Origin of the sequence: Kitasatospora sp. NPDC048715 (assembly GCF_043198905.1) — a bacterium.
GTDB classification, from domain to species: Bacteria; Actinomycetota; Actinomycetes; order Streptomycetales; family Streptomycetaceae; genus Kitasatospora; species Kitasatospora lactacystinica.
Map to the genome: position 1 here is coordinate 260,934 of NZ_JBICVH010000016.1, position 23,780 is coordinate 284,713.

Sequence of the window (23,780 nt, forward strand, 5' to 3'; positions counted from 1 at the left end):
CGCGCGAATCAGTGCGCCGCTACAGGCTCCGGCGCGTTCTTCAGCTCTTCGTCACCGGCTTCGGCGCTGTAGTCGGACGGCCTGGTCTCGTCCGGGAGCTCCGGCGCCTTGACCGCCCGCAGCACCAGGGTGAGCGCCACCGCGACGATCAGGTTGAGCGCGAAGGCGGTCAGGCCGATGTAGCCGATCTCGCCGATGCCGGGGATCCCGGCCGCGCTGCCGCCGAAGTGCTTGGTGGCCGGGCTGGCGATCCCGTACGCCTTCCAGGTGCCGTACACCATGCCGGCCGCCCAGCCGGCGAACAGCGCCCAGTGGTGGAACCAGCGGGTGAACAGGCCGCCGACGATCGCCACGAAGGTCTGCAGGATCCACAGGCCGCCCAGCAGCTGGAGGTTGATCGCGGCCTGCTTGTCCATGCCGAGCACGAAGGCCAGGGCGCCGACCTTCACCAGCAGCGAGACCAGCTTGGCGATCCGGGTCTCGTCGGCGGGGGTGGCGGAGGGCTTGAGCCAGTCCTTGTAGACGTTGCGGGTGAACAGGTTGGCCGCCGCGATGGACATGATGGCGGCCGGCACCAGCGCGCCGATGCCGATCGCGGCGAAGGCCACGCCGGTGAACCAGTCCGGGAACATGTCCGCGAACAGCTGCGGCACCGAGAGCTGGGCGTTGTAGCCCTTGACGCCCTTGCCCACGCCCGCCGCGATCGCCATGAACCCGAGCAGCGCCAGCAGGCCCAGCATCAGCGAGTACGCGGGCATGATCGCCATGTTGCGGCGCACGGTGCTGCGGGACTTGGAGGCCAGCACGCCGGTGACCGAGTGCGGGTACATGAACAGCGCCATCGCCGAGCCGAGGGCCAGCGTGGCGTACGTCCACTGGCTGCCGTGCGGGACGGTCAGCGACCCCTTGGCGCCCGGCGCGCTGAACTTGTGCGCGGCGGCGTCGAAGATGTGCCCGTAGCCGCCGAGCCGGATCGGGATGTAGATCACCGCGACGATGATCACGATGTAGACGAGGGCGTCCTTGACGAAGGCGATCAGCGCCGGGGCGCGCAGGCCGGAGGAGTAGGTGTAGGCGGCCAGCACGCCGAAGGCGATGAACAGCGGCAGGTCCTTGACGAACCAGTTGGCGTTCTCCCCGCCGCCGACCCCCAGCACGTCCAGCACGGCCTGGATGCCGACGAGTTGCAGGGCGATGTACGGCATGGTGGCCAGGATCCCGGTCAGCGCGACGACCAGCGACAGCGGCCGCGAGCCGTACCGGCCGCGCACGAAGTCGGCCGGGGTCACGTAGCCGTGCACCCGGGAGACCGACCAGAGCCGGGGCAGGAAGAGGAAGACCAGCGGGTAGGCGACGATCGTGTACGGCACCGCGAAGAAGCCCGCCGCGCCGGTGGCGTACACCGCCGCGGGGACGGCGACGAAGGTGTACGCGGTGTAGAGGTCGCCGCCGAGCAGGAACCAGGTCACCCAGGTCCCGAAGCTGCGCCCGCCCAGGCCCCACTCGTCCAGGTGCGCGGCGTTGTCCGCGCGGCGCCAGCGCGAGGCGAGGAAGCCCATCACGGTGACCAGGGCGAAGAACAGCACGAAGACCACGAGGGCCGGCACGTTGACGTCCTTCATCGCGCACCGCCCGTCCGGGCCGCCTTGCGGGCCTTCTCGTCCCGGGTGATCAGCAGGTAGGCGGCGACCGTGAACACGGCCGACACCGGCACCCAGAGCAGCTGGTACCAGTAGAAGAAGGGCACCCCGGCCACCGCCGGTTCGCTCTTGTCGTACGAGGACACCCAGAGCATCGCGACGATCGGCACCAGCAGGGCGAGGCCGGCCAGCACCCGCTCGGGCGTCACGGCCGGGACGGGCCTCCCGGCTGGCTCGGGCATGACATCTTCGAGGGTGAGGGGATCAGACGGCATCTTCGGCTCCGCTCCGGAGGGTTCCCCGTCGGCGCCGCAGCCCGGTCGGCGCCGAGCGCCGCACGGGCCCGCCGAGCAGCACCATCGGTGATCGGCAGTCAGGTCAGTACGGCTGCGCAATCTAGAGCATGGGGTGATCCATGTCACCGGAATTGACGGAACTTCCCGCCAGTCGGACGCAACCGACCGGTTGTTCACCGCCGGACGACGGAAACGCGCTGCCGCGGCGGGACGTGAGGCGCCGTCACCGTACATGCGGTGCGGAACGCGAAAGGCGCCGGCGCGCGGGTCCTGCGCGCCGGCGCCCGAGGTGCGGCGGGGGAGTGCGGCTGCTCCGGGCGCTGCCGTCGGCCCGGACGCTCCGGCTACTCCGGACGCTTCAGCCGGGTGATGAACTTGTAGCGGTCGCCGCGGTAGATCGAGCGGACCCACTCCACCGGATCGCCCTCGGCGTCGAAGGAGTGCCGGGACAGCTGGAGCATCGGCAGGCCGAGGTCGGAGCCGAGCAGGCCGGCCTCGCGGGGGTTGGCCAGGGTGGTCTCGATGGTCTCCTCGGCCTCGGCCACGGTGACCCCGTACACCTCGCGCAGCGCCGCGTACAGCGAGTTGTGCTTGGCCAGGTTGCGGCGCAGGGCCGGGAAGCGCTTGGCGGACAGGTGGGCGACCTCGATGGCCATCGGGTCGCCGTTGGCCAGCCGCAGGCGCTCGATCCGCAGCACCCGGCCGCCGGGCTTGATGTCGAGCAGCGGGGCGAGCCGGTCGTCGGCGGTGATGTAGCCGATCTCGATCAGCCGGGAGGCGGGCTCCAGGCCCTGCGCCCGCATGTCCTCGGTGTAGGAGGTGAGCTGGAGGGCCTGGGCGACCTTGGGCTTGGCGACGAAGGTGCCCTTGCCCTGGATGCGCTCCAGCCGGCCCTCGACGACCAGCTCCTGGAGGGCCTGGCGCACGGTGGTGCGCGAGGTGTCGAACTGGGCGGCCAGCGCGCGCTCGGGCGGCACCGGGGTGCCGGCGGGCTGGGTCTCGGTGAGCTGCAGCAGGTGCCGCTTCAGGCCGTAGTACTTGGGGACGCGCGCGGTCGGGTCGGTGCCGGCCTGCGTCGGGAGGTTGTTCACCTCGGGGTCGTTGACCTGGGCGGTGGATCCCCCGTCGCTGCTCATCGGACCTGTTCTCCCGCTTCTCGCGAGGCCTTCAGCGACCCCGCCACATCGTTAACGGCTCACATCGTTGCATGTATGGCTACGGAACGAATACCTCATCACGCGATGAACGATGTGCGGTGTCGGCTTGATAACGGGTGGTCGAGATCGGTCGAACAGCCGTTGACAGGCCCATTGGTCTAGGCCAAGCTCCAGGCAGCTGGTCTACACCACTAGGCCGGTAACTATGAATCCCCCCACCCGTTCGATGGGGTCCGCGGCACCTTTCCCCCCGCTTTGTGTGGGTCTGCCGCTGCCGCCCGACGGGGGCAACCCAGGCATCCCTCAGGAGGATGGCGTGAAGCGTCAGCTCATCGCGGCGGTCGGCGTCGCAGCAATGGTCGTCGGCCTGGCGGCTTGCAGCTCGGACGGCAAGAAGACCGAGGGCGGCTCGTCCGCGGCGGCCAAGAACTACGACGGCAAGACCCTGACCGTGTGGCTGATGGACGGCTCGGCCCCCAAGGGCTGGGAGGACAGCGTCAAGGCCGACTTCGCCGCCGCCTACCCGGGTGCCAAGCTCGACATCCAGACCCAGAAGTGGAACGGCATCGGCCAGAAGGTCACCGCCGCCCTCTCCGAGGGTTCGGTGGACGTCCTGGAGATCGGCAACACCCAGACCGCGGGTTACGCGGCCACCGGTGGTCTGCTCGACATCACCAAGGACAAGGCCGACCTGGGTGGCGCCGACTGGGCCGCCAACCTGAACGAGTCCTCGATCATCGACGGCAAGCAGTACGCCGCCCCGTGGTACTTCACCAACCGCGTGGTGACCTACAACAAGGACATCTGGACCAAGGCCGGCATCACCACCCCGCCGAAGACCCTGGACGAGTTCTACACCGACCTGGACAAGGTCAAGGCCGTCCCGGGCGTCACCGACGCCCTCTACATGCCCGGCCAGGAGTGGTACGCCTACTTCGGCCTGCTGACCAGCGAGGGCGGCAAGCTCGCCAAGAAGGACGGCGACAAGTGGGTCGGCGGCCTGTCGAGCCCCGAGGCCCAGAAGGCCTTCGAGACCTACAAGAAGCTGCAGAGCCACTCGACCACCGCGCCGAAGGACAAGGACGAGGCCACCCCGCAGCAGAAGGACGTCTTCGCCAAGGGTGACATCGGCACCATCATCGGTCTCGGCTGGGAGGTCCCGAAGCCCGAGGAGCTGGCCGCCGACAAGATCGGCTACTTCCCGCTCCCCGGCGCGACCGCGGACAAGCCCTCCAGCGTCTTCCTCGGCGGCTCGAACCTGGCGATCGCCCAGCAGAGCAAGAACCCGGAGCTCGCCAAGGGCTTCCTGAAGATCGCCATGAACGACAAGAACGAGGGCCTGATCGCCTCCTCGGGTCTCATCCCGAACAAGGTCGCGCTCAACAGCAAGGTCACCGGCGACTTCGCCAAGGCCGCCCTGCCGGCCTCGCTCAACGGTGCGACCACCCCGAACGTTCCGACCTGGACCAACGTCGAGAACGAGCCGAACCCGATCAAGGACTTCCTGACCTCGGCGCTGAACGGCGACTACGCCGCCGCGGCCAAGAAGGCCGACGACGAGATCGCGAAGCGTCTCAACCAGAAGCAGTAAGGCAGTCGAGCGGCGTCGCTCACCGGCTCCCGGCGGGGGGTCGGTGAGCGACGCCTTCCGTCGTGGTCGGGTTTGCAAGGAAGAGAGAACGATGGCTGCGCAGTCGGAACGGGTGCAGACACAGTCCCCGGAACCAACGAATTCCGTGGTGGCGTCGACAGACAAGTCCACCACCCCCGGTGCCGAGCGCACCCCGAGGAGGAGCGGCAGACCGTCGGACGGGCCCAGTGCGGCCTCCAGGTTCGCCCCCTACCTACTGCTGCTGCCGGCCATCGCGGCGACCCTCGTCCTGCTGGTCTGGCCGCTGATCGAGACGGTGGTGGTCTCGGCCCAGAACCTCAACAGGCGGCAGTTCATCCAGCACCTGACCGAGTGGACGGGCTTCTCCAACTACACCGATCAGCTGGGTAGTTCGGAGTTCTGGTCGATCACCCTGCGCACGGTGGTCTTCACGCTGGTCAACGTCGTGCTGATCATGGTGTTCGGCACGCTGGTCGGCCTGCTGCTCAACACCCTCGGCAAGCGGATGCGGCTGCTGCTCTCGGTCGGCCTGCTGCTGGCCTGGGCGATGCCGGTGGTCGCCGCGACCACCGTCTACACCTGGCTCTTCGACCAGAACTTCGGTGTCGTCAACTGGTTCCTGGACAAGCTGGGCTGGCACGCCATGGCCCACTTCAACTGGACCAGCGGCCAGTACTCCACCTTCTTCGTGATCATCCTGCTGATCGTGTGGCAGTCGGTCCCGTTCGTGGCGTTCAACATGTACGCGGGCCTGACCACGATCCCCAAGGAGCTCTACGAGGCCGCCCGGATGGACGGCGCCGGCTCGGGCAAGATCTGGACCTCGGTGATCTACCCGATCATGAAGCCCTTCCTCCTGGCCACGACCTTCCTGGAGGTCATCTGGGTGTTCAAGGCCTTCACCCAGGTCTACCTGATCAACAAGGGCGGACCGGACGGCCTGACCCGCACCCTGCCGGTGCACGCCTTCCTCGAAGGCATCGGGTCGCAGCACTTCGGCGTCGGCTCCGCGATCGCGGTGCTCACCATCGTGATGCTGGGCGCGCTGATGGCCTACTACTTCCGCATCATTCTCAAGCAGGAGGACGAGCTGTGAGGCGCTCGCTCATCGGACGCACCTGGCCGAACCTGATCGCGGTCGTCCTCTTCGTCTTCTTCATCTTCCCCGTCTACTGGATGTTCTCGACCGCGTTCAAGCAGAACAAGGACATCGTCAGCCGGGACCCCGTCTTCCTGCCGCTGAACGGCACGTTCGAGCACTTCGACCGGGCCGTGCACGTCCCGAACTTCTGGACGTACGTCAGCAACAGCCTGATCGTCACCGTCGGCGCGGTGCTCGGCTCGCTGGTGATCGCCACCCTGGCCGCCTTCGCGATCGCCCGGATGCGCTTCCGCGGCCGCAAGGGCTTCGTCCTGGTCGTGATGGCCGCCCAGATGGCGCCCTGGGAGGTCATGATCATCGCGGCCTACCTGATCGTCCGCGACAGCGAGATGCTCAACAGCCTGGTGCCGCTGACCGCCTTCTACCTGATGATGGTGCTGCCCTTCACGATCTGGACGCTGCGCGGCTTCATCGCCGCCGTGCCCAAGGAGCTGGAGGAGTCGGCCATGGTGGACGGCTGCACCCGCACCCAGGCCTTCGTGAAGGTGATCTTCCCGCTGCTCGCCCCCGGCCTGATGTCGACCTCGCTGTTCGGCTTCATCACCGCGTGGAACGAGTTCCCGCTGGTCAACATGTTGAACAAGAACGAGACGGCGCAGACCCTCCCGGTCTGGCTCTCCTCGTTCCAGACCGCGTTCGGCACCGACTGGGGCGCGACCATGGCCGCGTCCACCCTCTTCGCCGTGCCGATCCTGATCCTGTTCATCTTCCTGCAGCGCAAGGCGGTCAACGGACTGACCGACGGCGCAGTGAAGGGCTGAGTCAACGTGAGCATCCTCGTTCCCACCGTGCCGGACAGCGACCAGCTGCACCGTGACGCCCTGACCGTCCTCCAGCCCGGCTTTGTCGGCACCGAGCCGCCGGAGTGGCTGCGCCGCCACCTCGCCGCGGGCCTCGGCTCGGTCGCGCTGTTCGACCGCAACGTGGTCGACCTCGACCAGCTGTCCGCGCTCACCGGTGCGCTGCGCGCCGAGAACCCCGACCTGCTGATCGCGATCGACGAGGAGAGCGGCGACGTCACCCGGCTGGAGGCGGGCTCCGGCTCGTCCTGGCCCGGCAACCTCGCGCTCGGCGCGATCGACGACCCGGCGCTGACCCGGGACGTCGCCCGCGAGCTGGGCCGGGCGCTGGCCGCGGCCGGCGTCAACTACAACTGGGCGCCCACCGCGGACGTCAACTCCAACCCGCGCAACCCGGTCATCGGGGTCCGCTCCTTCGGCGCCGACCCCGAGCTGTGCGCCCGGCACACCGCCGCCTGGGTGGAGGGCCTGCAGTCGGCCGGCGTGGCCGCCTGCTCCAAGCACTTCCCCGGCCACGGCGACACCGCGGTGGACTCGCACCACGGGCTGCCCGTCATCGACGTCGACCTGGACGTGCTGCGGGCCCGTGACCTGATCCCGTTCCAGGCGGCGATCGCGGCCGGCACCAAGGCCGTGATGACCGCCCACATCATGATCCCGGCGCTGGACCCGAAGCTGCCCGCCACCCTGAGCCCGGCCGTGCTGCGCGACCTGCTGCGCGCGGCCCCGGCCGACGGCGGCCTCGGCTACCAGGGCCTGATCGTCAGCGACGCGATCGAGATGGGCGCCATCGCCGACACCTTCGGGATGGGCGAGGGCACCGTGCTGGCCCTGGCGGCCGGCGCGGACGCGATCTGCGTCGGCGGCGGGCTCGCCGACGAGGAGACCGTGCTGATGCTGCGCGACGCCATCGTGGCGGGCGTGCGCTCCGGCCGGCTCGCCGAGGAGCGGCTGGCGGACGCGGCCGCGCGGGTGCGGGCGCTGGGCAGCTGGGGCCGGATCGCGGCCCAGGGCGAGCGGGTCGAGCCGGACCTGGCGGTCGGTCTGCGGGCCGCGCGCCGGGCGCTCAGGGTGGTCCGGGCGCCGGGCCTGACCGTGCCGCCGGTGAGCGAGCGCCCGTACGTGGCCTCGTTCTCGGACGAGCCGAACATCGCCGTCGGCGACGTCACCCCGTGGGGTGTGGCGGGCATGCTGGCCGACCGCTTCCCCGGCACCCGCACCCGCGAGGTGTCGGCGGCCGACGCCGCGCCGGAGCTGCTGGACGCGCTGGTCGACGAGGTGCTGGCCGCCGCCGAGGGCCGCCGCCTGGTGCTGGTGGTCCGCGACGCGCACCGGCACGGGTGGATGGCCGCCGCGCTGGGCCGTCTGGTGGCGGCCCGGCCGGACGCCGCCGTGGTCGAGATGGGCCTGCCCCAGTCCGAGCCGGTCGGGGCGCTCCACATCGCCACCCACGGCGCCGCCCGGGTCTGCGGACTGGCGGCCGTGGAGGTCCTCACCGGGCAGCCGGGAGCGATCGGCTGAACCGTTCGACGAGACGTCACCGGCCGTGTCCGGTGGGCGTCGGCCAACGGGCCCGTCATGCGCATGTCGCATGGCGGGCCCGTTCCGTTTCCCCGGCGTTGACCTGCGGGTTCGTCGAGTGACCGTGTTCCCTCAAGTGGGCCTTAAATCCGCCTTAAGGCCCACTTAGGGTGACGGAACGACAACTGGCGGCCACGCGGTACAACAGCTCTGCAACGGCCGTCCCAAGGAGGGCTTTTGGTCGTTGACACCACCTATGGTCTAGGCCAGAGTCCAGACATCCGGTTCGAGATTCAACCTCGCCGGATGTGGTATCGGCCCACCCCGAAGCTCTTCGCCGCCCCCTGTCCGGACTCTCCGCCGCGGGCGCCAATCACGCTGCCGGCGGGCAAGACGGCTCTACAACCCTCGGAGGACGGCGTGAAGAAGCGTCAGCTCATCTCGACGCTCGGGACCATGGCACTGGCAGTCGGTCTGACGGCCTGTTCCTCGACCGCGAAGCCGGCGGGCGACAGCGGCGCGGGCGGCTCCGCGGACCCGAAGGCCGCCGGCGGCACCGTCACCGTCTGGCTGATGGACGACGCCCAGAAGAACTGGCCGGACCTGGTCCAGCGGGTCAACGACGAGTTCGCGGCGAGGTACCCGAACGTCAGCCTCAAGCTCGTGTACCAGGGCTGGGCCGACAAGGTGGGCAAGCTCGACAAGGCCATCGCCGACGGCAACGCCCCCGACGTGGTCGAGCTGGGCAACACCGAGACCATGAAGTACGTGCTCTCCGGCGCGCTGGCCCCGGTGGACCGCAGCACCTTCGACAACTCCGACAGCTGGATCAAGGCGCTCGCCAACACCTGCACCTACCAGGACAAGCTCTGGTGCGTGCCCTACTACGCCGGCTCCCGGGTCGCCATCTACAACTCCGCCGCCTTCCAGCAGGCCACCGGCAGCGCCGACTTCCCGAAGACCGAGGCGGACCTGCTGGCCGCGCTGGACAAGGTCGCGGACCGCAACAAGGCCGACAAGACCTACTCCCCGCTCTACCTGCCCGGCCCGTACTGGTACGCCGCGATGAGCTACGTGGCCGCGTACGGCGGCAGCATCGCCAAGTTCGACAGCTCCGGCAACTGGCACGGCACCCTGCACGACCCCAAGTCCCAGCAGGGCGTCAGCCACTTCGTCGACCTGGTGCGCAAGTACAACAAGGGCGACCTGACGGTGAACGAGCAGAACCAGTTCGAGTCGATGGCCCGCGGGCACGCCGCGTCCTTCTACGGCAACGGCTACGAGGCGGCCAGCGTCACCGCCCCGGTCACCGGCGACCCGAGCCTCAAGGACGCCGTCAAGGTGGCCACCATGCCCGGCCCCGACGGCAAGCCGCTGCCGACCTTCATCGGCGGCTCCGACCTCGCCGTCACCGCCAAGTCCCAGCAGGTGGCGCTGGCGACCGACTGGATCCGGATGTTCACCAGCACCAAGTCCGAGCAGGCGCTGGCCGACAAGGACATCCTGCCGAACAACCTGACCCAGCTGAACCCGCTGAAGAACAAGCCGACCACCGCCGCCGCGGCCAACGCCGTCCCGGACGCCTGGTTCACCCCGCTGGCCCCCGGCTGGGCCGCGGTCGAGAAGCAGAAGGTCATCCCGGACATGCTGACCGCGATCCTCAAGGGCAAGTCGGTGGACCAGGCCACCAAGGAGGCCGACGCCGCGATCGACCAGCTGATCAACAAGGCGTCCTGACCTTCCGTCGCGCCCGCGGCCACGCGCCCCTCCCGACCGTGCGGGCGCGTGCCGCGGGCGTGCGCCGCCGGGGCGCGCCGGGTGCGCGCGGGCGTGCGGACGGAGGTGCCCGGCGGCAGGTGCGACCGTAGGATTGCCGCACGAAGGACCGCAGCGAGTGTGCGGACTCGCCGCCGTGGAGGTCCCCGCCGGGCAGCCGCCCGAGCGGGGTCGAACCGTCTCATCGGAGGCAGACCCAGATGTCCGACCCGCAGACCGTTCCCGTCCCCGGCCGGATCATGGCGGCGGAGATGGCCGAGCAGCCGGCCGTCCTCCGGCGCATCCTCGACGAGGGCGCCCCGAAGATCCGCGAGGTCGCCGCGCAGATCGCCGCCCGCAACCCGCGCTTCGTCCTGCTCACCGCGCGCGGCACGTCCGACAACGCCGCGCTGTACGCCAAGTACCTGATCGAGATCCTGCTCGGCAAGCCGGCCGGCCTGACCTCGATGTCCACCACCACCGCGTACGGCGCCAAGCCGGACCTCACCGACGTCCTGGTCGTCACCGTCAGCCAGTCCGGCGGCTCGCCCGACCTGGTGGCCTCCACCAAGGCGGCCCGCGAGGCCGGAGCCATCACGCTCGCGGTGACCAACAACGCCGCCTCGCCGCTGGCCGAGGTCTCCGAGTTCCACATCGACGTGCTGGCCGGCCCGGAGAAGGCGCTGCCGGCCACCAAGACCTACACCGCCGAACTGCTGGCGCTCTACCTGCTGGTCGAGGGCCTCGCGGAGGCATGGGGGCACTCCCGGCCGAGGGCCGGGGGAGGCTCGGCCGCCGAGGAGCTGCCGGGCCTGGCCGCCGGGGTGCTGGCCCGCAAGGCGGAGGTGAAGGCGCTGGCCGAGCGCTACCGCTTCGCCCAGCGCCTGGTCATCACCTCGCGCGGCTACGGCTACCCGACCGCCCGCGAGGCGGCGCTCAAGCTGATGGAGACCACCTACATCCCGGCCACCCCGTTCTCCGGCGCCGACCTGCTGCACGGCCCGCTGGCCATGGTGGACAACGTCTCGCCGGTCATCGCGATCGTCCCGGACGGCAAGGGCGGCGAGGCCCTCCAGCCGGTGCTGGACCGGCTGCGCGGGCGCGGCGCGGACCTGATGGTGGTCGGGCAGCAGGCGCAGGTGGAGGCCGCCTCGGCGGGCTTCGCGCTGCCGGCCGGCGTGCCGGAGGAGGTGCAGCCGATCCTGGAGATCCTGCCGCTGCAGCTGCTGGCCTACGAGATCACCATCGCCCGCGGCCAGGACCCGGACGCCCCGCGCGCCCTGGCGAAGGTCACCGAGACCAGGTAGGCCCCCGCGGACGCGATTCGGCCCCGGTCCACAGGCTGTGGACCGGGGCCGAATCGCTGAGCGGCCGGACGTGGTTCAGGGGGGCCGAAAACACTACGGGCCACGGCGCCGACACGGGACCCTCAACCCATGCGGCACCGCAGCCCGGAGCTGTCGTCGGGCACCGGATCCGGTCGAGAACTGTGCGGGGTCCTCGATCGTCGGCGTCCGACCGAGGAGGGGCCGCGCGCGGTCAGGGCAGTTGCGCGGGGGCCTCTCCTTGGTGCTCTTTCATTGTGGACTAGACCAATCTCGGTTGTCCAGGCCTCTCGGAAAATTGGTCTAAACAACTCCGGAGGGTGCGCGGGAGGGCGCGCAGGAGGGTGCACGGCAGGGCGTGCGGCAGGGCGTGCCGAAGGGCGTGCGGCAGGGCCCCGCAGGGCCCGCCCACCGGTCCGCCGCGCCCCGCCCGGACCGGCGGCGCTACCCTCGCCATGTGCCCTCGCTGAACGAACTCGTCCGCCGCCACACCACCCTCACCGGGGCCGATGTGGAATGGCTCCACCACCTGGTCTCGGAGTGGCAGCTGCTCTCCGACCTCTCCTTCGCCGACCTGGTGCTGTGGATCCCCACCTGGGACGGCATCCGCTACGTCTCGGTGGCGCAGATGCGGCCCAACACCGGGCCCACCTCCTACCAGGACGACATGGTCGGCCACCTCGTCCCGCGCGGCCGCCGTCCGCTGCTGGACGCCGCCTTCGACGAGGGCCGGATCGTGCGCGAGGGCGACCCGGAGTGGCGCGAGGAGGTCCCGGTCCGGGTCGAGTCGATCCCGGTCCGGCGCGAGGGCAAGGTGCTGGGCGTGATCGCGCGCAACACCAACCTGCTGACCGTGCGGACCCCGAGCCGGCTGGAGCTCACCTACCTCCAGAGCGCCTCCGACCTGGCCCAGATGATCGCGGCCGGCTCCTTCCCCTACCCCAACGTCGAGCAGGCCGACATGGACGCCGCCCCCCGGGTCGGCGACGGCCTGATCCGGCTGGACGCGGACGGCATCGTCACCTACGCCAGCCCCAACGCCCTCTCCGCCTACCACCGCCTCGGCCTCACCACCGACCTGGTCGGCAGCCACCTCGGCCGGGCCACCGCCGATCTCGCCCCGCCGTCCCGCTCGGCCGTCCACGAGGCGCTGGTGAAGCTGGCGAGCGGCTGGGCGCCCCGGCAGACCGAGGTGGAGGCGCAGGGGGGAGTGGTGACCCTGCGGGCGATCCCGCTCAAGCCCAAGGGCACCCTGACCGGTTCGCTGGTGCTCTGCCGGGACGTCACCGAGCTGCGCCGCCGCGACCGCGAGCTGATGACCAAGGACGCCACCATCCGGGAGATCCACCACCGGGTGAAGAACAACCTCCAGACCGTCGCGGCCCTGCTGCGGCTGCAGTCCCGCCGGATGGAGTCGGAGTCCGGCCGGGCCGCACTGGACGAGGCGGTGCGCCGGGTCGGCTCGATCGCGATCGTGCACGAGACGCTCTCCCAGGCGCTGGACGAGCAGGTGGCCTTCGACGAGATCGCCGACCGGGTGCTGGCGATGGTGATGGAGCTGTCCCAGGACGGCCGGGTGGCGACCCGGCGCACCGGCAGCTTCGGCATCCTGTCCGCCGAGGTGGCCACCCCGCTGTCGATGGTGCTGACCGAGCTGCTCCAGAACGCCCTTGAACACGCGTTCGGACCGACCGCCTCCGGGAACCTGGAGGTCAGTGCCCTGCGCGGGCGGGCGCCGGCGACCGGCGCGGGCTGGTCGGAGAGCTGGAACGGCGGCGCCCGGCCGGAGGAGTACCTGCTGATCACGGTGCAGGACGACGGCCGCGGCATGCCGGAGGGCTTCGACCCGAAGACGGCGGGCAACCTCGGGCTGCAGATCGTCCGGACGCTGGCCACCGGTGAGCTGGGCGGCACCTTCGACATGGTGGCCGGCCCGGACGGCGGGACCAAGGTGGTCCTGGAGATCCCGGTCCGCTGAGGTCCGGTGCGCGAGGCCCGGTCCGCTGTGGCCCGGTCCGGCGGGATCCCGCCGGGAATCCGTGGCGCGAAGGCGTACGGACACGCGCGAAGGTGTGTGGCGGGGGCGCGTGCTCGGATCAAGCGCCGGGTCCGCGCTCCGCACTCCGGAGTGCGGAACCAGAGCGTGGGGCCGGACGCGCAACCGGGACGCCGGGTCGGGATGCCCGACCGGAGCGCCGAGCCGGGGCGCGCGACCGGCGTGCCCGACCGGGGTGCGGAAACAGAAACGAGGCCCTGTCGACCGGGGGGGGTGGGTCGACAGGGCCTCTCAACCCGTTCCGGCCGTCGGGGGGAGTCGGCCGGAGCGGGGGCTCTGGGTGGTGCGACACCTCGCCGGTGCGTTGCACACGGTGAGCGCCACAGCTCCACGATATTGCTCTCAGTGAACAGTATCAAGTGTCTGGGCGGGTCCGGTGTCGCGGGACCCGGCAGGGCAAGGTCCTTTGTGCGGAAGGCTTCACCAGGAGGTGCAGGGAAGCCTTTGATCATGTGTCGATCGGTACTGCGGTCACTGCTGGTGCTACGGCGTGTGATCGCTGGGCGATCAGGCGGTGCGGGCCCGGTTGCGGGCGGCGCGGCGCTTCATCGCGCGACGCTCGTCCTCGCTCATGCCGCCCCAGACGCCGGCGTCCTGGCCGGTCTCGAGCGCCCACTGGAGGCACTGCTCCATCACCGGACAGCGGCGGCACACGGCCTTGGCTTCCTCGATCTGCAGCAGAGCAGGACCGGTGTTCCCGATCGGGAAGAACAGCTCCGGGTCCTCTTCGCGGCAGACAGCGCGGTGGCGCCAGTCCATGGTCGTCCAACTCCTCCTGCCGCGGGGGGTGGCCCGATCGGCACAATCGAATGGCTTGTGAATGTGAACGCTTTCACGAATCCCGCAACAGCAAAAGAGACCAAAGGCCCGTCGGGCCCGGGTGGTCTGTGCTGGGGGGATTCGGCGATTCGAGGGACACCCCGCGGTCGGCGCTCCTGTGGTTCCGGAGTTGCCGTCGCTGCGATGTGTCCCGATCGCCATGTAGAGGTTCGCAAACCTCGGGCTCGGATACAACCCCCTTCGGGGAGGAATTTTGGATTCTTCGGTGTCGCCTAGCTCACAGCCAGTACTTCTATGGAGTGAAGGGGGCTTGTGCGTTCGAGAAGAAGGAGGAACCCCCCTTCCAGTCACACAATCACACGCAGTGCCCGCCGTACGCCTGTGAAACTGACGCGACTCCTGTCTCCAAGATGGTCCCCGTCGACCTGGAACGGCGCCGGTTCCTCCGAAACCAAGGTGAAGTGTCTGACGTCGTGATAGGAGACGACGTGCTTCCCGGAAGGGCCCATCGGAGGGGCGCCGTCACCCGAAGGCGCGTACGACCGCAGGATCTGACGGACCGTTCGAGCCGTGCCGAACGCCGTCATCCGGGTGATGCCGAAGACGTCCAGATCCGTGTCGAAGGAGGCGAGCGGTGAGGGGTAGACCGGCCGGTTGCCGAGGAAGGTCCAGGGCGAGGTGTTGCTGACTATCGACAGCACCAGGCCCGGAACCCGTTCGCGGCCCGGCATTTCCAGGGAGATCGGGCCGGAGCGGCGCTGCTCACGCTGGGTGAAGTAGTGCCGCAGGGCCTGGCCGACGTACAGGGCGTGGGTGGACTTGCGCCCGGCCCGGCGCTGCTCCTCGACCCGGCCGACCACACCGGCGTCGAAGCCGAGGCCGGCGGTGAAGGTGAACCAGCGGTCCGGCAGGCCGTCGGTCATCGCCTTGCCCAGCCCGATCGGCCGCTCCCGGCCGTGCTCCAGCGCGTCCAGCAGGGCACCGGTCGCCTCGACCGGGTCGTTGGGCAGGCCCAGCGCGCGGGCGAACACATTGGTCGAACCGCCCGGCACCACGGCCAGTCGCGGGACCTTCTCGCCCGGGCCGTGCGCCAGCAGCCCGTTCACCACCTCGTTGACGGTGCCGTCCCCGCCCAGCGCCACCACCAGGTCGACCGTGCCGTCCTCCGCCGCCCCGCGGGCCAGGTCGCGCGCGTGGCCCCGGTACTGGGTCTCGGCGACCTCCAGCTTGAGATCGCTGCGCAGGGCGTGGATCAGGACGTCCCTGGTCCGGCCACTGGTGGTGGTGGCCTTGTGGTTCACGACCAGGAGAGCGCGCATGGGGAAAGCCTACGGGTCGGTACGGACCGACCGGCGGCTACCCTGCTGGAGTGACCGCAGAAACCTCCGCACCCGCACCCACGGCCGGCGCCGGCCGACCGGCCTCCCTGACCCTGGGCGCCGCCATCACGGCCCTGGAGGGCATCGCGCTGGCCGTCGTCGGCGTCCTGGACATGGTGGCCGCACTGTCCGGCCAGGCCAAGCAGCTGGCCCTCAACGAGTTCGGCGGAGCGGTCATCGTGCTGCTCGGCGTGCTGCCGGTGCTGGCCGCCCTCGCACTGCTCAAGGAGCGCCGCTGGGGCCGCAGCCCGGCGGTGCTGACCAACTCGATCTGCCTGCCGGTCGCCTACTACATGTTCGAGAGCGGCGGCACGGCGATCGTGTTCGGCGTGCTGATCGGCGTGCTCGGCCTGGTGGGCATCGGCTGCCTGCTGAACCCGAAGTCGACGGCGGCCCTGTACGCCCCGTCCGAGAACTAGGGGCGTACAGGGCCGGGGCAGGGGATCGGACGGCCGCCGAGCAGGAGCTGAGCGGCCGTCAGTCCTACTCCTCCACCAGGAGCTTCTCCCGCAGCTGGGCCAAGGTCCGGGCGAGCAGCCGGGACACGTGCATCTGGGAGATCCCCACCTCGGCGGCGATCTGCGACTGGGTCATGTTCCGGAAGAACCGCAGCACCAGGATCTTCTGCTCCCGGGGCGGCAGTTGGGCCAGCAGCGGCTTGAGCGACTCGCGGTACTCGACGCCCTCCAGCGCCTCGTCGGTCGCGCCCAGGGTGTCCGCGACGGCCGGCGACTCGTCGTCGCTGTCCGGCACGTCCAGCGAGAGCGTGGAGTACGCGTTGGCGGACTCCAGGCCCTCCAGGACGTCCTCCTCCGAGATACCCAGGTGCTCGGCCAGCTCGTGCACCGTGGGGGAGCGGCCGTGCCGCTGGGAGAGCTCGCTGGTCGCCGTGGTGAGCGACAGCCGCAGCTCCTGGAGGCGGCGCGGGACCCGCACCGCCCAGCCCTTGTCGCGGAAGTGCCGCTTGATCTCCCCGACGATGGTCGGCGTCGCGTAGGTGGAGAACTCGACCCCGCGCTCGTGGTCGAAGCGGTCCACGGACTTGATCAGGCCGATGGTGGCGACCTGGGTCAGGTCGTCCAGCGGCTCGCCCCGGTTGCGGAAGCGCCGGGCCAGGTGCTCGACCAGCGGGATGTGCATCCGCACCAGCTGGTTGCGCAGCTCGACGCGCTCCGGGGAGCCCTCGGGCAGTGCGGACAGCCGGACGAACAGCGCACGGGCGGCCTCCCGGTCCGGGGCGCCGGTGCGGTGCGAGCCCTGGGCGGGCACGGCGCTGTGCGGCTCGGCCTCGACCGCCGGGTCCGTCTCGCCCGCCGGGTCCGGCGGGGGCACGGAGGCAGGCGTCGGCTCGGACGTCGGCTCGGTGGGGTGGCTCATCCGCTGGGCGTCCTTCGGGTGCGCTTCGTCGTTGGCGGCGAGGCCGGGAACGCTCGCCTGGGTCGGTACGGCGGGTCCCGCCGTCGCGAGGCCGGTACGGTCCAGATCACTCACGGCCATTCCCCCGTTCCGTTCCGGGAGCACCGGGGCCGGTGGCCCCGGAATCGTCTCGTTGGTCGTACCGCGTGGGTGGCGGTACCGGGAGCCGTCCGTCGGAACCCCGGTCGGGGGAGCGGCGGACGGCCCTTGCGCGGGTGGTGCTCGGTGCTGCTCGGTCGTGCGGTTCGGTCCGGCGCCCGGCTAGTGGGCGGGGGACCCGCCGCGCTTCTTGTTCAGGCTGATCGACACGGTCTTGTCCGCGCCGACCGAGGAGTCGACCTCGCCGGCCAGGGCGGAGAGCACCGTCCAGGCGAAGGTGTCCCGCTCGGGGGCCTTGCCGTCGGTGGTCGGGGCCGAGACGGTGACCTTCAACGAGTCGCCGACCAGCCGGAACTCGCAGGACAGTACGGACCCGGGCACCGCCTGCTGGAGCAGGATGGCGCAGGCCTCGTCGACCGCGATCCGCAGATCCTCGATCTCGTCGAGCGTGAAGTCCAGCCGGGCCGCCAACCCGGCCGTCGCTGTTCGCAGGACGGAGAGGTAGGCCCCCGCTGCGGGCAGCCGGACCTCCACGAAGTCCTGAACACCGAGATCGCCGTCGATCTGGGACACCCTTGCCTCCTGGGTGGCGCGCTGTGCTTTCTTGGTACCCCGCTTGTTACCGCTTGCTACCCCCGTAGGGGGCCCGGCGTCACGCATCCACCATCGCTCTGCCCTCCGCACCCCGGTTCGGGAGTTACTCATGGTAAGGCATTGCGACGCAGGGTGGCAGACCCTTTCGCCGGTCTCCGGACGGCCGTTCAGCGCCGCCCGGCTTCGGCCAGGGCCTCGCCGGTGAGCCGGTAGACCGTCCACTCGTCCATCGGCACCGCGCCGATCGCCTTGTAGAAGTCGATCGAGGGCTGGTTCCAGTCCAGGACCGACCACTCGACCCGGGAGTAGCCGCGCTCGACGGCGATCCGGGCGAGCTCCAGCAGCAGCGCCTTGCCGTGGCCGCCGCCGCGCGCCTGCGGACGGACGTACAGGTCCTCCAGGTAGATCCCGTGAGTGCCGCGCCAGGTCGAGAAGTTGCGGAACCACACCGCGAAGCCGACCGGCTCGCCGGTGGCCTCGTCCTCGGCGATCAGCCCGAACAGGGCCGGGTTCTCGCCGAACAGGGCGTCGTGCAGCTGCTCCTCGGTGGCCTTCGCCTCGTGCAGGGCCTGCTCGTAGTCCGCGAGTTCGCGGATCATGGCGTGGATGACGGGAACGTCGGTGGCGACGGCGGTGCGGATCATGCCTGTGAGCCTACTGCTCGGGACCCGTCTCGTCCCAGGCCTGGACGGAGGTCTGGTCGACGATCCGGCCGTCCCGCAGCACGGCCATCGAGGACATCAGCACCCGGACGCCGTCGGGGTACCGGCAGGACTCCAGGAAGGCGGCGTGGTCGCCCTGGACCACCACCTGTTCCAGCTTGTGGGTCATCTCGCGGCCGTAGACGTCGTCCAGCATGGCGCCGATCTCCTCCCGGCCGTGCATCACCAGGGGGTGGCTGGGCTGGGTCTTGCGATCGACCATGCGCAGTTCGGCGTCCTGCGCGTAGAGCGCCAGGAGGGTCTCGGCGTCGCAGCGCTCGATGCCCTCGCGCAGGGCGCGGGTGTCGAAGGCGCCGGGGGTCGCCATCGTGGTCATGATCTCGCTCCTCCGGTCGGGTTCCGTCGGCTCGTACCTTGAGCGTACGCCCGCGGCCACCGCCCCGGAGGAGCGGACCGGGGGCCGTCAGCGGGCCGGCACGGTGCGCAGGTACTCGGCCAGCGCGCCGACCGCGGCCGGGTTGCGCGGGCTCTCCACCAGGTCGACGTAGTCCATGACGAAGATCCGGTCGTTCCTGACCGCGGAGACGTTGGCCAGCGGCGGGAAGGACTTCAGGAACTTCCGCTTCTCCTCGGCCCCGGGCGTCGCGTAGTCGTTGATCACGATCACCTCCGGGTCGCGCTGCACCACGCCCTCCCAGCCGGCCGTGACCCAGGTGTCGGCGAGGTCGCCCATGATGTTGCTCCCGCCGGCCTTGGCGATGATCTCGTTGGCGGCGGCGAACTTCCCGGCGGTGTACGGCTTGTCCTGCCCGCTGTCGTACAGGAAGACGGACGGGCGGCGCTCGGGCTGCGGGACGGCGGCGATCTGCGCCTTGAAGTCCGCGATCAGCCGGTCGGAGCGGTCCTTGACGTCGAAGATCTCGCCGAGGTTGGCCAGGTCGGTGTAGAGGGCCTCCAGCGGGTCCATCACGCCGCGCTCGGTGCCCTTGCCGCTGCGGCAGGACTCGCTGAGCACGTACGAGTCGACGCCGAGCGCCTTGAAGGCCTGCGGGGTGACGCCGGCGCCCTCGTCGAAGCCGTAGTGCCAGCCGGCGAGGACCAGGTCGGCCCGGGCGTCGAGGGCGATCTCCTTGGTGAGCACCTTCTTGGAGAGCCAGGTGGTCTGCTGGTAGCCGTCCTTCCAGGCCACCTTGTCGATCCGGCCCTTGTCGTCGGGCATCACGTAGCCGGCCATCCGGTCGGCGAGGCCGAGGGAGAGCATCAGCTCGGTGATGTTGACGTCGTTGGTCACCACCCGGGCGGGCTTCTGCGCGAAGGTGAGCTTCTGCCCGCAGTTGTCCACCGTCACCGGGTAGTGGGCGGAGGCGGTGGCGGCCTCCTTCGGGGCGATCTCGGCGCCGCAGGCGGTGAGTCCGAGGACGAGCAGGGCGGCGGTGGCAACGGCCTTGGTGCGCAAGGTGGTTCCTCTGGGCAGGCGGGACGGGTCAGGAGGAGCGGGCGAGCCGGTCGAACAGCAGCTGGAGGGCGCCGGTCTCCGGGTGCCGCACCGGGGTGGCGCGGACGCCGAACACCTCGGCCAGCAGGGCGGGGCGGAGCACCTCGTGGGGCGGGCCGGAGGCGACGATCCGCCCGGCCCGCAGCACGTAGACCAGGTCGCAGTGGCCGGCCGCCAGGTTGAGGTCGTGCAGCGCGGTGAGCACCGTCGGGCCGGCCTCGCGGGCGAGCGCCAGCACCTCCAACTGGTGGGCGATGTCGAGGTGGTTGGTGGGTTCGTCCAGCACCAGCAGGCGCGGTTCCTGGACCAGCGCGCGGGCGAACAGCACCCGCTGCTTCTCGCCCCCGGACAGGCTCAGGAAGCCGCGCTCGGCGAGGTGCCCGGCCCGGACCTTGCGCAGCGCCCCGGCGCAGCGCTCCGCGTCCCCGTCGGCCGGGGAGCCGAAGCCGCGGCGGTGCGGCAGCCGGCCCATGGCGACCACCTCGGCGACGGTGAAGTCGAACTCGGCGGAGTGCTCCTGGGTCAGCGCGGCCACCCGGCGGGCCGTGTCGCGGGCGCTCAGGGCGTGCAGGTCGTCGCCGGCCAGCCGGACCACGCCGCCGGCCGGCTTCAGCACCCGGTAGACGCAGCGCAGCAGGGTCGACTTGCCGCTGCCGTTCGGGCCGACCAGCCCGACCACCTGCCCGGCGGCGGCCGCCAGGTTCACCTCGTGGACCAGCCGGGTGCCGGCCAGCTCCACCGAGACGGCGTCGACGGCGAGGTCCTGGGCCCGCGCCGGGTCGGGCGCGGCCGGGCCGGTCGGGTCGGTCGCCGTGGTCACGTCGGTCACCGGGTTCCTCCGAGGGCCTGGCCGCGGCGGCGCATCATCAGCAGGAAGGCGGGCACGCCGAGCACCGCGGTGAACACCCCGACGGGCAGTTCGGCGGGTGCCAGCAGGGTGCGCGAGGCGATGTCCACCCAGACCAGCAGCAGTGCCCCGGCGAGCGGCGCGATCACCAGCACCCGGCGGTGCCCGGCGCCGACCAGCATCCGCGCCAGGTGCGGCATCAGCAGCCCGACGAAGCCGATCGCCCCGCTGACCGCGACCACGGTGCCGGTGACGGCGGCGGTCACCACGAACAGCTCGCGGCGCAGCCGGTCCGGGTCCACGCCGAGCGAGGCGGAGGTCTCGTCGCCCATGGCGAGCGCGTCCAGCCGTCCGGCGGCGCAGGCCAGGTACGCGAGGCCGGCCACCACCGTGACGGCGGCGATCGGCACCTTGCCCCAGGTGGCGCCGCCGAGGCTGCCGAGCAGCCACATCATGGCGTCCCGGGCGGCCTCGCCGCGGTCGGCGGCGAAGACCATCAGGGTGGTGGCGGCGGAGAAGCCGTAGGACAGCGCGGTGCCGGTGAGCACCAGGCGCAGCGGGGTGAGTCCGTACGCGGTGCGGGCGGCGAGGTAGACGAGCGTCATGGCGGCCAGCGCGGAGCCGAAGGCGGAGGCGGAGATCGCCCACACCCCGAGCGAGGCGAAGGCGCCGAAGAGCAGGACGGCGTTGGCGCCGACGGCCGCGCCGGAGGAGATGCCGAGCACGAAGGGGTCGGCCAGCGCGTTGCGCACCAGGGCCTGGACGGCGACCCCGCAGGCGGCGAGTCCGGCGCCGACGACGGAGGCCAGCACGGTGCGCGGCAGCCGGATCTCCCAGACGATCGCGTACGCGGCCGCCTCGTCCGCGTCCAGCCGTCCGCCGGTCAGCCCGGCGCCCAGCAGCCGCAGCACCCGGGGCAGGCCGAGTCCGGAGGAGCCGAGGGCGACCCCGCAGAGCAGCGACAGCAGCAGGGCGGCGACGAGGCCGGCGGCGAGCGGGACGACGGGTATTCGACGGGTGGGCGGGCCGACTGCACGGTCCACGACTGCACGGTCCACGGGTGCGCCTTGCCTCGGGCCGCGGGTGCGCCGGGGCGGGCGCCGGCCGAAGGCGTGCCTGGGCGCCGTTCCCCTCGCAGTCCGCGGCGAGTTGTCGGGAGTTCAGCGGCCGGGGGCGATCGGGCTGGCGCGGGCCGTACGGGCTGGTACGGGCCGTGCTCACCGTTGCGGGTCAGCGCCGGATTCACACCGGACTTCCCCCTCGGACGCCCTGGCAGCATAACAGCCACTCAGGGCAGGCAACCCTTACCGGCCCTGGGCGGGCCGGGAACGCGCGACCGCCCCCGTCCGGCGGTGCGGACGGGGGCGGTCGGGTGGCGACGCGTCAGGCTCAGGCCTGCTTGGTCTCCCAGAAGATCTTGTCGACCTCGGCGATCAGGTCCAGCAGGGCCTGGCCGGTGGCCGGGTCGGTGGACGCCTTGGCGGCCGAGGCGGCCTTCAGGGTGTCGTTGATCAGCTGGTGCAGCTGCGGGTACTTCTCGAAGTGCGGGGCCTTGAAGTAGTCGCTCCACAGCACCGAGATGTGGTGCTTGACGGCCTCGGCGCGCTGCTCCTTGATGATGATGGCGCGGGCGCGGAAGTGCGGGTCCTCGTTGGCCTGGTACTTCTCCTGGGTGGCCTTGACCGACTCGGCCTCCAGCTTGGCCTGCGCCGGGTCGTACACGCCGCAGGGCAGGTCGCAGTGGGCGTGGGCGGTGGCGCGAGGTGCAAACAGACGAGAGAACATGGGAGTCCTTCCTTAGATCGTCTTCCCGCGCCCGAGATTACCCTTCCGGCCTCGCCGTTTCGCGATCGGGCGGCGGGCCTAGGGCAAAAGACGGACCAGGAACCGGGGTAATCCGGACATCGGACCGGTGACGGTCCGTACGGCAGACTGGGGGCGGGCGGAGCAGGAGGAGGAGTCGTGGCGCGGAGCACGCGACCGCAGGACGCCGGGGCCGGGGGGCCGGACCGGGGCGGCGCGCTGCCGTTCGGACTGGTCGACGTGGCGGGGCCGTCGATGGTCCCGACCCTGCGCGAGGGCGACCAGCTGCTGGTCCGCTACGGCGCGCCGATCCGGCCGGGCGCGGTGGTGGTCTTCCGGCACCCCTTCCAGCAGGACCTGCTGGTGGTGAAGCGGGCCGCCGAGCGCCGGGCCACGGGCTGGTGGCTGCTCTCCGACAACCGCCCGGTGGACAGCGACAGCCGCAGCTACGGCGCCGTGCCGGACGAGCTGGTGCTCGGCCGGGTGCTGCTGCGGCTGCGCCCGAGCCCGGTCTGGCTGGCGCCGGGGCGCCGGCTGGAGCGGCTGCTGCTCACCCCGCGGCTGGCCCGGGTGCCGGGCCTCGCCCGCCGGCTCGGTGCCTGGGTGGAGGACGTCTAGGACCCGCCCCGGGCCGCCGCCTCCGCCTCCTGGCGCTTGCGGGCCCGGTAGGCGGCCACGTTGGCGCGGGTCGCGCAGCGGTCCGAGCAGTAGCGGCGGGAGCGGTTGGTCGAGGTGTCCAGGTAGGCGTTGCGGCAGGGCGCGGCCTGGCAGATGCCGAGCCGGTCGGCGCCCAGCTCGGTCAGGTGGACGGCCAGGCCCATGCAGGCGACCGCGGTGAAGTGCGCGGTGGCGGTGGGGGAGTTGTCGGCCAGGTGCAGGTGCCAGCGCGGTCGTCCGGCGTCGTCCAGGTAGTCGTGCCCGGAGACCAGCGGGCTGACCGGGTACTCCATCAGCAGGCTGTTCAGCAGGTCGACGCCGCGGATCTCGTCCCCCTCCGCGGCGGCCTCGAAGACCCCGCGCAGCCGGGTCCGCACCGCCCGCAGCCGGGGCAGGTCGGACTCGTCGGCGAGCGCGGCGGCCCGCGCGGAGTCGGAGAACAGGCCGCGCACGGCCTCCACGGAGGTCAGCGTGTCGGTGCCGCGCTCGGGCTCCTCGGTGTTCACCAGCCGAACGGCGAGATCGGCGTAGGCGGCGAGCTCCACAGGGGTCCTTCCAGGTTCGGTAACGGGCTGACTGCCTCCAGCCTATTACCCGGGCGGAGCTCCGGCCTCTTTTCCCTGGCGGGAGGGCGTCGGCCCTGCTCTCGCCCTTGACCTGGACCGGCGCCTCCATGACGTTCTCGACGGCGGTCATGTGCGGGAACAGGTTGAAGCGCTGGAAG

Annotated in this window: 23 protein-coding genes, 1 pseudogene and 1 riboswitch; of the genes and pseudogenes, 9 read left to right on the forward strand and 15 right to left on the reverse strand. The window is 71.2% G+C overall.

Annotation, left to right across the window (positions count from 1 at the left end):
* Nucleotides 1-8: 8 nt before the first annotated feature.
* The 3 genes from mctP to ACGFSC_RS28740 form a co-directional block, all read right to left on the reverse strand.
* Entirely contained in the window at nt 9-1,622 is a 1,614-nt protein-coding gene (gene mctP / locus ACGFSC_RS28730) for a monocarboxylate uptake permease MctP (RefSeq protein WP_359904553.1), read from the reverse strand.
* Entirely contained in the window at nt 1,619-1,882 is a 264-nt protein-coding gene (locus ACGFSC_RS28735) for a DUF3311 domain-containing protein (protein ID WP_359904550.1), read from the reverse strand. Before ACGFSC_RS28735 ends, mctP begins: the two co-directional genes overlap by 4 nt.
* A 398-nt stretch (nt 1,883-2,280) precedes the next feature.
* Entirely contained in the window at nt 2,281-3,072 is a 792-nt protein-coding gene (locus ACGFSC_RS28740; RefSeq protein ID WP_355261095.1) for a GntR family transcriptional regulator, read from the reverse strand.
* 337 nt (nt 3,073-3,409) lie between these two features.
* Between ACGFSC_RS28740 and ACGFSC_RS28745 the strand changes: the two genes are divergently transcribed.
* From ACGFSC_RS28745 to ACGFSC_RS28775, 7 genes are all read left to right on the forward strand, one after another.
* Nucleotides 3,410-4,684 carry an extracellular solute-binding protein gene (locus ACGFSC_RS28745; RefSeq protein ID WP_359904549.1) on the forward strand — a complete coding sequence of 425 codons (1,275 nt, stop codon included), beginning with the start codon at nt 3,410-3,412 and terminating at the stop codon, nt 4,682-4,684.
* 91 nt (nt 4,685-4,775) lie between these two features.
* The gene (locus tag ACGFSC_RS28750; RefSeq protein WP_380355817.1) at nt 4,776-5,801 is read left to right on the forward strand and encodes a carbohydrate ABC transporter permease; all 1,026 of its coding nucleotides are present in this window, start codon (nt 4,776-4,778) and stop codon (nt 5,799-5,801) included.
* The gene (locus ACGFSC_RS28755; RefSeq protein ID WP_359904543.1) at nt 5,798-6,628 is read left to right on the forward strand and encodes a carbohydrate ABC transporter permease; all 831 of its coding nucleotides are present in this window, start codon (nt 5,798-5,800) and stop codon (nt 6,626-6,628) included. Before ACGFSC_RS28750 ends, ACGFSC_RS28755 begins: the two co-directional genes overlap by 4 nt.
* 6 nt (nt 6,629-6,634) lie before the next feature.
* Nucleotides 6,635-8,188: a glycoside hydrolase family 3 protein gene (locus ACGFSC_RS28760; protein WP_359904540.1), complete on the forward strand. Its 1,554-nt coding sequence runs from the start codon at nt 6,635-6,637 to the stop codon at nt 8,186-8,188.
* Between the two features lie 456 nt (nt 8,189-8,644).
* The gene (locus ACGFSC_RS28765; protein WP_359904537.1) at nt 8,645-9,925 is read left to right on the forward strand and encodes an extracellular solute-binding protein; all 1,281 of its coding nucleotides are present in this window, start codon (nt 8,645-8,647) and stop codon (nt 9,923-9,925) included.
* Nucleotides 9,926-10,164: 239 nt separating this feature from the next.
* Complete coding sequence (locus ACGFSC_RS28770; RefSeq protein ID WP_359904534.1) at nt 10,165-11,250, forward strand: SIS domain-containing protein; 1,086 nt, start codon at nt 10,165-10,167, stop codon at nt 11,248-11,250.
* Nucleotides 11,251-11,725: 475 nt separating this feature from the next.
* The gene (locus ACGFSC_RS28775) at nt 11,726-13,246 is read left to right on the forward strand and encodes a PAS domain-containing sensor histidine kinase (protein WP_359904532.1); all 1,521 of its coding nucleotides are present in this window, start codon (nt 11,726-11,728) and stop codon (nt 13,244-13,246) included.
* A gap of 585 nt (nt 13,247-13,831) precedes the next feature.
* On the opposite strand, the gene ACGFSC_RS28780 is transcribed toward ACGFSC_RS28775, so the two are convergent.
* A complete protein-coding gene (locus ACGFSC_RS28780) occupies nt 13,832-14,083 on the reverse strand; it encodes a WhiB family transcriptional regulator (RefSeq protein ID WP_014138019.1) in 252 nt (83 codons plus the stop codon).
* 368 nt (nt 14,084-14,451) lie between these two features.
* Nucleotides 14,452-15,423 (reverse strand): diacylglycerol kinase family protein, encoded by a 972-nt coding sequence (locus ACGFSC_RS28785; protein ID WP_359904529.1) that lies wholly within the window; start codon nt 15,421-15,423, stop codon nt 14,452-14,454.
* A gap of 50 nt (nt 15,424-15,473) precedes the next feature.
* Between ACGFSC_RS28785 and ACGFSC_RS28790 the strand changes: the two genes are divergently transcribed.
* Nucleotides 15,474-15,902, forward strand: a complete 429-nt coding sequence (locus ACGFSC_RS28790) for a hypothetical protein (protein ID WP_359904526.1) — start codon at nt 15,474-15,476, stop codon at nt 15,900-15,902.
* Nucleotides 15,903-15,966: 64 nt separating this feature from the next.
* Here the strand turns inward: ACGFSC_RS28790 and ACGFSC_RS28795 are convergent, their stop codons facing one another.
* The 8 genes from ACGFSC_RS28795 to sodN all read right to left on the reverse strand — a co-directional run bounded on the left by ACGFSC_RS28795 (nt 15,967) and on the right by sodN (nt 22,381).
* A complete protein-coding gene (locus tag ACGFSC_RS28795; protein WP_380355824.1) occupies nt 15,967-16,980 on the reverse strand; it encodes a SigB/SigF/SigG family RNA polymerase sigma factor in 1,014 nt (337 codons plus the stop codon).
* 180 nt (nt 16,981-17,160) lie between these two features.
* The gene (locus ACGFSC_RS28800; RefSeq protein WP_359904520.1) at nt 17,161-17,571 is read right to left on the reverse strand and encodes an anti-sigma regulatory factor; all 411 of its coding nucleotides are present in this window, start codon (nt 17,569-17,571) and stop codon (nt 17,161-17,163) included.
* 188 nt (nt 17,572-17,759) lie between these two features.
* On the reverse strand, nt 17,760-18,236 hold the full coding sequence (locus tag ACGFSC_RS28805) for a GNAT family N-acetyltransferase (protein ID WP_359904517.1): 477 nt from the start codon (nt 18,234-18,236) through the stop codon (nt 17,760-17,762).
* A 10-nt stretch (nt 18,237-18,246) separates the two neighbouring features.
* Nucleotides 18,247-18,630 carry a nuclear transport factor 2 family protein gene (locus ACGFSC_RS28810; RefSeq protein ID WP_359904514.1) on the reverse strand — a complete coding sequence of 128 codons (384 nt, stop codon included), beginning with the start codon at nt 18,628-18,630 and terminating at the stop codon, nt 18,247-18,249.
* A gap of 87 nt (nt 18,631-18,717) precedes the next feature.
* Nucleotides 18,718-19,710, reverse strand: coding sequence for an ABC transporter substrate-binding protein (locus tag ACGFSC_RS28815; RefSeq protein ID WP_359904511.1), 993 nt, complete (start codon nt 19,708-19,710; stop codon nt 18,718-18,720).
* Nucleotides 19,711-19,738: 28 nt separating this feature from the next.
* On the reverse strand, nt 19,739-20,488 hold the full coding sequence (locus ACGFSC_RS28820) for an ABC transporter ATP-binding protein (RefSeq protein ID WP_392864123.1): 750 nt from the start codon (nt 20,486-20,488) through the stop codon (nt 19,739-19,741).
* 86 nt (nt 20,489-20,574) lie between these two features.
* Nucleotides 20,575-21,639, reverse strand: coding sequence for an iron ABC transporter permease (locus ACGFSC_RS28825; protein WP_359904508.1), 1,065 nt, complete (start codon nt 21,637-21,639; stop codon nt 20,575-20,577).
* Between the two features lie 107 nt (nt 21,640-21,746).
* Nucleotides 21,747-21,897, reverse strand: a riboswitch (cobalamin riboswitch).
* A gap of 88 nt (nt 21,898-21,985) precedes the next feature.
* The gene (sodN, locus tag ACGFSC_RS28830) at nt 21,986-22,381 is read right to left on the reverse strand and encodes a superoxide dismutase, Ni (protein WP_045699892.1); all 396 of its coding nucleotides are present in this window, start codon (nt 22,379-22,381) and stop codon (nt 21,986-21,988) included.
* Nucleotides 22,382-22,654: 273 nt separating this feature from the next.
* Between sodN and sodX the strand changes: the two genes are divergently transcribed.
* A complete protein-coding gene (gene sodX / locus ACGFSC_RS28835) occupies nt 22,655-23,017 on the forward strand; it encodes a nickel-type superoxide dismutase maturation protease (RefSeq protein WP_380355836.1) in 363 nt (120 codons plus the stop codon).
* On the opposite strand, the gene ACGFSC_RS28840 is transcribed toward sodX, so the two are convergent.
* On the reverse strand, nt 23,014-23,601 hold the full coding sequence (locus ACGFSC_RS28840) for a CGNR zinc finger domain-containing protein (protein WP_359904503.1): 588 nt from the start codon (nt 23,599-23,601) through the stop codon (nt 23,014-23,016). The genes sodX and ACGFSC_RS28840 overlap by 4 nt on opposite strands.
* Before the next feature lie 85 nt (nt 23,602-23,686).
* Nucleotides 23,687-23,780: pseudogene (locus tag ACGFSC_RS28845) on the reverse strand (ectoine/hydroxyectoine ABC transporter ATP-binding protein EhuA); the annotation flags it as partial.